Below are 8,515 nucleotides of genomic sequence, written 5' to 3'. Positions count from 1 at the left end.
GCCGAGAACTGTTCCCGCCGCCGCCAGCGATGCGGCACCACCGAGAAGCATTCGTCGGGTGAGACGAGGCATCGGCAGTTATGTATGGAATACGTCAACAAATATTCTTGGCTACCGGGTGACGAGCACCGAGACGGTCGCCCTCGCTGTGCTCGCAGAAAGATAAACAGCTCTATTTTCAGTCGAGTGCTAGCATACCGCGACGAGCAAAGCAAGTCGCGGTTTCACCGGACGCGACCGGCGGGAGCGTCCGGCCTTTTTCGCCCACGTTTTTGCGCCGAGTGGTTCGCCTCGGCGAACCCGAGGCGGAAAAAGGTGGTATGCCGCCTCCCCGATTTGAACGGGGGACAGCTCGATCTTCAGTCGAGTGCTCTCCCAGTCTGAGCTAAGGCGGCTTGCAACACTGCATGCGGGCAGACCCGAAAAAAGAATTACGATTGTCTGCCGCCGTGTGACGGTCACGCAATCGGTCCAATCCGGCCAGTTCGACGGTTTTAAGTGTCGCATTGGCCTCTTTCCAGCCGAGACAGGCGTAGTCCTGTTTCACTGACCCGTAGAAGCCACACGGCGTACTACGGAGGTGAACAATGGCAGATCAGGAGATAGAGGAGGCAGTCTCTCGCGCAATCGAGGACGCACCCGATCGCAACTTCCGCGAGACGGTGGACCTCGCAGTCAATCTGCGCGACATTGACCTCAACGACCCATCGAACCGAGTTGATGAGAGTGTCGTCCTGCCGGAAGGTACCGGCCAGGAGACCAGTATCGTCGTCTTCGCAGACGGCGAGACCGCAGTCCGTGCCGAGGAAGTCGCCGACGACGTCCTCAGCCCGGAGGAACTGGCCGACTTGGGCGACAACGAAAACGAGGCCAAAGACCTCGCAGGCGACACCGACTTCTTCCTCGCAGAGGAAGCACTGATGCAAGACATCGGTCGCTACCTGGGGACCGTACTCGGTCCGCGAGGAAAGATGCCAGACCCCATCAGTCCCGACGACGATGTCGTCGAGATGGTCGAGCGACTCAAAAACTCCGTGATGATTCGGAGCGGAGACCGGCGGACCTTCCACACGCGCGTCGGAGCGGAAGACATGTCCGCCGAGGAAATCGCCGACAACATCGACGTCATCGTCCGTCGTCTCGAAGCCGACCTCGAGAAAGGCCCGCTCAACATCGGGTCTATCTACGTGAAGACGACGATGGGGCCGGCTGTGGAGGTGGTCTGAGATGAGCACACAGGAACGCAAGACCGAAACGATTCCCGAGTGGAAGCGCGAAGAGGTCGACGACATCACCGACTTTCTCTCTCGCTACGAGAGCGTCGGTGTCGTCTCCATCACGGGCATCCCGAGCCGGCAGCTGCAGGACATGCGGCGTGACCTACACGGCACCGCCGAGTTGCGCGTCTCGCGCAACACCCTGCTCGAACGCTCCCTCGAAGAGGCCGACGACGGACTTGCCGAGCTTACGGGCTACGTGAGCGGTCAGGTCGGTCTCATCGGGACCAACGAGAACCCGTTCGGCCTCTACCAGCAGCTCGAGGCCTCGAAGACCTCCGCGCCCATCAACGCGGGCGAGGTCGCGCCGAACGACATTATCGTCCCCGAAGGTGACACGGGCGTCGACCCGGGTCCGTTTGTGGGCGAACTCCAGAGTGTCGGCGCGAACGCGCGTATCGACGAGGGTTCGATCAAAGTGATGGAGGACTCCAAGGTGCTCGACGCGGGCGAAGAGGTGTCAGGAGACCTCTCGAACGTCCTCTCGGAGCTCGGAATCGAACCGAAAGAGGTCGGTCTCGACCTCCGCGGAGTCTACGCCGAGGGCGTCCTGTTCGAACCCGAAGACCTCGAACTCGACGTCGAGGAGTACCGCAGCGACGTCGAGACGGCTGCGGCCTTTGGACGGAACCTCGCAATCAACGCGAGCTTCCCGACGGCACAGACGATGCCGGCCCAGCTGTCGAAGGCCACCGGCGAGGCAAAGAGCCTCGCGCTTCAGGCGGCCATCGAGGACCCGGATGTCATGCCCGACCTCATCAGCAAGGCCGACGGACAGGTCCGTGCGCTCGCGGCCAACATCGACGACCCCGAGGCACTTCCGGAAGAGCTTCAGGACGTCGACGCACCCGAACCTGACGACGAACAGACCGACGACCAACCCGACGAGATCGAGGACACCGACGCCGACGCAGACGAAGAAGTCGACGACGATGACGACGACGATGACGAAGGCGACGGCGGCGACGCCCTCGGCGCGATGTTTGGATAACCATGGAGTACGTATACGCAGCACTCATCCTGAACGAATCCGGCGAAGAGCTCAACGAAGAAAACCTGACGAACGTCCTCGAGGCGGCCGGCGTTGACGTGGAGCAGTCCCGCGTCAAAGCCCTTGTCGCCGCGCTCGAAGACGTCGACATCGACGAGGCAGTCGAAGAGGCTGCCGCCGTTCCCGCCACCACGGGCGGCGCCGCCACTGGCGGTGCCGAGGCCGACGAGGCCGACGACGAAGCCGACGAGGAAGAAGAGGAGGAAGCCGACGCTGACGACGACGAAGACGACGATGACGACGAGGCCGCCGGCGAAGGCCTCGGCGAACTCTTCGGCTAACTGCAGCCAACCCCTTCTTTCGGTGCAACCGCTGCCAGTAGCTGATGTCACGTTACTGACAGAACGAATCTTCGGTAATCCGTTATACAGAAGTGTCATTCTGATTAATACTATATCGGGAGCGGTCGTGGTGAGTAGTATGCACCAGCAGACAGCACAGTCCAAACAGGCACAGCAAGACGACACTCAACCGGATACGGCGTCACAGGCGTCAGAACCAACCGGAGAGACGGTCATCAGTGTCGATGGGTTACAAAAGCAGTACGGCACCGGAGAGGACGCCGTCAGGGCAGTCGACGACATCTCCTTTGAGATACCGCGGGGGACGATTGTCGGCTTGCTCGGGCCGAACGGTGCCGGTAAGACGAGTACGATTAAGTCCATGCTCGGACTGGTGGTTCCCGACGCGGGCACCGTCTCTATCTGTGGCGTCGACGTCGACGGCGACTCAGCACGCGCACACAGCCACGTCGGGGCGATGCTCGAAGGCGACCGCAACGTCTACTGGCGGCTCACCGTCAGAGAGAATCTGGAGTATTTCGCCGGTCTCGGCGGTGAGCGCGCATCGGACGTTAGAGAGCGCCACGACGAGCTTCTGGAGCGACTCGGCCTCCTCGACTGGGCCGATACGCCCGTCAACGAGCTCTCGAAAGGGATGAAACAGAAGGTCTCACTCGCGAGTACGCTCGCCCGTGATGTCGACGTTATCTTTCTCGATGAGCCGACGCTCGGTCTCGACGTCGAGGCTTCACAGGAGCTTCACGCGGAGTTGCGGCGACTCGCTGAGCAAGACGACGTGACTATCGTCTTGACCAGTCACAACCTCGATATCATCGAGGCCGTCAGCGACCGCGTCATCATTCTCAACGACGGGTCGGTCATCGCTGACGACGACACCGCGGCTCTGGTCGACCTGTTCGAAACGCAGTCGTATCGGTTCGTCGTCGAGGGACGACCCGCTGCAGACCTGCAATCCCGTCTCACGACAGCGTTCGATGTGACCTGCCAACCGGACGGCGACCAGACCGTCATCGAGTGTGTCGACGCCGACAGTGAGACTGTGTACGCGCTGATGGAACAGTTCAGCGACGCGGGACTGGAACTCGCCGACGTCGAATCTGTCGAGCCAGACCTCGAAGAAGTCTTTCTCAGGGTCATCGACGACCAGCGCCCCGGGGGTGAGCAGTGATGGCGACTGCCGACGCGAACGCCGAGACAGACTGGTCACCGTCTCGACTCGCCTTCGTCTGGGTCGTGTTCCGGAAACAGCTCGTCCTCCTCGTCCGGTACCCACTGAACACGGCGACCCGATTCCTCACGCTCGCCGCCCTCTTTGGCATCATCTTCTTCGGTGGACAGGCTGTCGCTGGTCCCACGATTACCGACTCACTCGGCGGCATCATCGTCGGGCTGTTCATCTGGACGTTAGCTATCGTTGCCTTCTCACAGCTTGCCTGGGACGTGACCCGCGAAGCACAGTGGGGAACGCTCGAACGCCTGTTCCTGTCACCGCATGGCTTCGGGACGGTGATGGTGACCAAGACAGTGGTGAACGTTCTGATGAGCTTCCTGTGGGCGTTTGCCCTCCTCGTGGTGATGATGGCTGTGTCGGGCGAATGGCTCAGCGTTGACCCGCTGACGGTCCTGCCCCTGGGCGTGTTGACGGTCGCCTCTATCAGCGGCGTCGGCTTCCTCTTTGCCGGGCTCGCCTTGCTGTACAAGCGCATCGAGAACGTCTTCCAGCTCGTCCAGTGGGCGTTCGTCGCACTCATCGCTGCGCCGGTCGGAGCCAACCCGCTCCTCAAGCTCCTCCCCGTGTCTCACGGGAGCTATCTCCTCCGTCGGGCGATGGACGACGGCGTCCGACTGTGGGAGTTTGCGCCGAGCGAACTCGCCATCTTGGTCGCCACGAGTGTGGCCTACCTGTTTGCTGGCTACTACTGTCTCTATCGGGCACAGCGTCGTGCCCGTCAAAACGGCGTACTCGGCCAGTACTGACCGTCAGTCCTCGATTGCCACGCCGGCAAATTCGAAGCGAGCACCGCCGGCGTCGCTCTCGGTAACCGAGACCTCCCAGCCGTGTGACCGAGCGATTTCTCGGACGATAGCCAGCCCGAAACCCGCGTGGTCGCCTTCGGACGTGGTATAGCCCGGCGAGAAGGCGTTCTCGCGCTCGGACTCGGGAATCCCGGGACCGTCGTCTTCGATACAGAAGCCGCCGTCGAGGCGCCCGACACGCACCGTGACATCGTCACCGCCGTACTCGTTGGCGTTCCAGAATAGATTTTCGACGAGCTGTTCGAGCCGGCTCTGGTCGGCCCGGACCTCGATGTCGGCGTCGACGACGAGTTCGCGGCTTCGCTCGTCGACACAACACTGTTGCCAGCAGTCGGTGACGACCCGTGAGAGATTGACCCAATCGGGGTCCCGGACCTGTGTCCCCTGGTCGACGAGGGTCTGCATGTCGCGAATGACCGTCTCGATGCGGCTGTGTGCCGTCGAGACGCGGTCGAGGGCGTCGACATCGCCGCTCTCCTGGACGATGTCGAGCCAGGACTCGGCGGCGTTGAGGTGATTTGGAATGTCGTGAGCGATAACGTCGGCAAACGTTTCGAGGCGCTCGTTCTGTCGCTGGAGGGCCCGTTCCTGTTCGAGTCGATCGAGCACCGCACCGGCACTCGATGCCAGAATCGATGCCAGGTCCATGTCCTCCTGGTCGAAGGCGTCTTCCCAGGGCGAGGTAACGCTGACGACGCCGTGGTCGCCGACCGGGAGATACATCGCGGCCTGTGCCGTCCCGCGGTCGTACTCGTCGCCGAGGGCTTCGATGTCGTCGACGAGCAGTGGGTCGCCACGCCGGAAGGCGCGCGCGACCGGTGTCTCGCCGTCGCAGTCGTATTCGGGACGGTCGCCCATCTCGAAGGCGGCGTGTTCTGTGACGACGACAGGTTCGAGTACGCCGGTCTCGGTGGCGAGCCTGACGACGATGCTCTCGTAGCCAAACAGCTGTTCGGCCGTCTCGGCGGTGAGCTGTGCGACCTCTTGGCTGGTCTCTGCGACCAACAGCTCCTGTGTCGCTCGCTGGACCTCCGCGATGACACTCTCTCGTTGCGGGCGTTGACGGTCGCGCTCGGAGTGTCTTTTGGGCATGAATACTGTCGTCCAGCCAGTGACGGCCGACTGTCGGCTGTGTTGTACATAGCTCGGGAGAGCGGACGAAAAAGCCCGGCGATACGGCGATGGTCGGGCTGTGAGAGCCGCGCCGAGTGACAGCTTACGCCTCGATGGCGTCGGCTGCCTGCTCGGAAACGTCCTGAATCTGGGCCTGCACGTCTTCGACCTGGTCTTGGAGTTCCTCGACCTGTTCGGTCGCCTCGACCGAGTGGCTCTCGACTTCCTCGTGGGCATCGAGCAGCGTCTCGAGTTGCTCGTCGAGGGTATCGAGGTACTCTGCCATCATCTCGTTGTAGGACTCGGTCCCGTCGTCGAACTCGTCTTCGATGGTGTCGAAGGCCTCGGCGTGGGCGTCGAGCAGCTGTGCGTACTGGTCGTCGACCGTCGTGCGGACTTCCTCGGTCATCCCGGCCGTGCCGGGAAGCTCCTCCATCGCGTCGAGGGTCCGGTGGACGTTGTCCTGCAGGAACTCGACGACCTGGCGCTGGCTCGCCTCCTGCACGTCGAGGCTCTCGACGGCGGCGGTCGCCATCTCCTTCTGGAACTCGAAGCCGGTCTCGATTGCGCGCTGGCTCTGGACGAGCGCCTGGCGCTGTAGTTCGAACGTCGCTGTAATCGGTGTCGTGTAGTCTGCCATTGTTGTTCTATTAACTAATACCTCCCCCGAGCGTATAAACCTTCCGGGAGATGTACTCAAATACCATCTAATGGCATAGAGTGGTACGATACCACTCTCGACGATACCGGACAGTCGGCGATAACACTACCGGACGACAATCTACTAGTCGGTTCGGTGAGAGTGGAAACGACATATTGCGAGGGCTCTGTTGGACATCACCAGCAGATGATACGAATGGCGTGCTGAATGTAGAGCGTGTAGTCAGCACAGGAGTTAGTTCATCTCTTTCTCTCTCTCTTTGGTAGAAATCCACCGCCTAGTTTTTATCAATGAGACTCAAAGAATAGTACATGGCATCAGAATCTAGGTTGTCTTCGCTTGAGTATGAGATCAAAGATAACGTCGCGGTTTGGCATATTAAAGACTTTGAGACGCTATATCAACAAGAGATGGAAGAAGGCGAACAGTTGTACCTCGAAAAGTCGGGCAGCGACGAGATAACAGCTACTGTCGTCCGGTTCGATGGTGCCCCAGCTCTGGGAACCGAGGAACAGGGCCATATCAACGAAGTCTGGTCAGAGTTAGCACAAGCAGTCGATATTAAGAAGGCTGCATATGTTGGAGAAGGCATCTCGGCGTTGGCTGTCAAATCCAACGTCGAGGCGCCTGATGTTAACATTGAGAGCTTTGGGGACTTGGGCGAGGCGGTTGATTGGGCACAGACTAGCGGATGACCCACCCCTCCCGAGTCCCACAGCAGGTGAGGTGATTTGACCGCGCGACCACATCATAACTGCACGCGCGATATGCGCCTTCTATCTTGCATACCAGGTCAAATATCACACTCACCTGATTGTTTCTGTAGCGCTCAGTCTAGGGGCTGGCTGTATCGCTCTGGGTTGCTATCTATCTGAATTCCATCAGAAACCCCGTGCAAGATTCAGAGCATTAACTCAGCATGACGGGTCCCCTCGTTTCTCATCAAATCCACTGAATCAGTCGCTCAGTGCGCGTGCAGTATATCGATTCGTCTTCAACCGATCCGATCGAACTCCGGTTGATACAGGTAGGGCTTTTCGATACGCTCGTCCGATAGATGTGGACGGAGGCGTTCCTCTACCGCTGTCGCCAGCGTGTCAAGCGCTTCAGTATCGCCGGTGTGGGCACGATCAATCGCTGGCAGTTCCAGGGGCAAGTCACGAAATCGCCATTTCCGATACGGTGGAAAATTCCCGTCTAACACGTACGCAAGTGCGGCGAACTGTTCGACGGCCCTCGTCGCAGCACACCGTTGGACGACAGTATCTCCCCGAGACTCTGCCTTCTGTGCATCAAAGACATTTCCTGACCCGTAGAACCAGCCAGCGTACAATTTCTTGCGACGAATTTCTGGCGGGTAGTTGTCATACCGGGCGAGTAACTCTCCAAGGCCGACTGTATCGTAGAGCAGTTCGGCCTGCGCGTAGGTGTAGAGCAGGGTATCATTCGTCCACTCCTCGAGTGGCTCTGTCAGTTCGCTACGGGTCACAGGGGTCCATTCAACGTGAACACCCTCAACTGACCGCTGGCCCGCGTCGATTCCCCCGAGGACCTCTATGTCGATATCTGAGTACTCGTCAGCGTATCCAGTCGTAGTAGAGCCGACGAGCAAAATCGCGTCCACAGAGGCGTTCTCTGCCAACTCGTCTGCAACGCTCGTGGCGATTTTCCGATACCGATTTCGGTGACTCATACCCTATCTGTCATCACCCCTCCTAAGATAACTTTCCCCAATGCTCGTCTTGCTCTCGGACAGACTCTCTGTACTCTTTATTGACTGATTACGACTCCTGCTCACTGCGGTTCCTCCGGTGCAGGACTCGCGCGTTCAATGCAGCACACACAGCCACGCCTGACAGGCAAATGGTACTCCCGGCAGACATCATTCCAGGCCCGCTATCATCGACTGTTTCCCTGAAAATACGGCAATGAGGGAGCTCCCCGCGAGAAATCCGGTCTCAATAATAGACTGCAGTTGACGCTATACACACTATTCACAAATAACTTCAATAGTATACTCAAGATGTACGCCCGGAACACTACCGGGCGTCGTCTCGTCCGGACACGACAGCCA

Annotated in this window: 9 protein-coding genes and 1 tRNA gene; 6 read left to right on the top strand and 4 right to left on the bottom strand. The window is 59.8% G+C overall.

Translation table 11 applies throughout. The features are described 5' to 3' along the window. Window positions 1-321 precede the first annotated feature (321 nt). Window positions 322-395, bottom strand: a tRNA-Phe gene (locus tag BLR34_RS07110). Between the two features lie 192 nt (window positions 396-587). Between BLR34_RS07110 and BLR34_RS07105 the strand changes: the two genes are divergently transcribed. The 5 genes from BLR34_RS07105 to BLR34_RS07085 all read left to right on the top strand — a co-directional run bounded on the left by BLR34_RS07105 (window position 588) and on the right by BLR34_RS07085 (window position 4,607). Further along, entirely contained in the window at window positions 588-1,226 is a 639-nt protein-coding gene (locus BLR34_RS07105; protein WP_092701235.1) for a 50S ribosomal protein L1, read from the top strand. A gap of 1 nt (window position 1,227) precedes the next feature. Next, on the top strand, window positions 1,228-2,268 hold the full coding sequence (locus tag BLR34_RS07100) for a 50S ribosomal protein L10 (protein WP_092701232.1): 1,041 nt from the start codon (window positions 1,228-1,230) through the stop codon (window positions 2,266-2,268). 2 nt (window positions 2,269-2,270) lie between these two features. Beyond that, a complete protein-coding gene (gene rpl12p, locus BLR34_RS07095; protein ID WP_092701229.1) occupies window positions 2,271-2,609 on the top strand; it encodes a 50S ribosomal protein P1 in 339 nt (112 codons plus the stop codon). A 139-nt stretch (window positions 2,610-2,748) separates the two neighbouring features. Beyond that, entirely contained in the window at window positions 2,749-3,798 is a 1,050-nt protein-coding gene (locus BLR34_RS07090; RefSeq protein WP_092701226.1) for an ABC transporter ATP-binding protein, read from the top strand. Beyond that, a complete protein-coding gene (locus tag BLR34_RS07085; RefSeq protein WP_092701223.1) occupies window positions 3,798-4,607 on the top strand; it encodes an ABC transporter permease in 810 nt (269 codons plus the stop codon). Before BLR34_RS07090 ends, BLR34_RS07085 begins: the two co-directional genes overlap by 1 nt. Before the next feature lie 3 nt (window positions 4,608-4,610). On the opposite strand, the gene BLR34_RS07080 is transcribed toward BLR34_RS07085, so the two are convergent. Next, entirely contained in the window at window positions 4,611-5,759 is a 1,149-nt protein-coding gene (locus BLR34_RS07080; RefSeq protein WP_092701221.1) for a sensor histidine kinase, read from the bottom strand. Between the two features lie 124 nt (window positions 5,760-5,883). Then, entirely contained in the window at window positions 5,884-6,420 is a 537-nt protein-coding gene (locus BLR34_RS07075; RefSeq protein ID WP_092701218.1) for a hypothetical protein, read from the bottom strand. A gap of 332 nt (window positions 6,421-6,752) precedes the next feature. Here BLR34_RS07075 and BLR34_RS07070 point away from each other — a divergent pair, with 332 nt between their 5' ends. Next, window positions 6,753-7,136, top strand: a complete 384-nt coding sequence (locus tag BLR34_RS07070) for a hypothetical protein (protein WP_092701215.1) — start codon at window positions 6,753-6,755, stop codon at window positions 7,134-7,136. Window positions 7,137-7,435: 299 nt separating this feature from the next. Here BLR34_RS07070 and BLR34_RS07065 read toward each other — a convergent pair whose 3' ends face one another. Continuing rightward, on the bottom strand, window positions 7,436-8,134 hold the full coding sequence (locus BLR34_RS07065; RefSeq protein ID WP_092701212.1) for a DUF4037 domain-containing protein: 699 nt from the start codon (window positions 8,132-8,134) through the stop codon (window positions 7,436-7,438). Window positions 8,135-8,515 lie beyond the last annotated feature (381 nt).

It is taken from the genome of Halovenus aranensis, assembly GCF_900100385.1.
Lineage (GTDB): Archaea > Halobacteriota > Halobacteria > Halobacteriales > Haloarculaceae > Halovenus > Halovenus aranensis.
The sequence above is the reverse complement of the archived record's forward strand: the minus strand, read 5'-3'. Positions and strand labels throughout refer to the sequence as shown.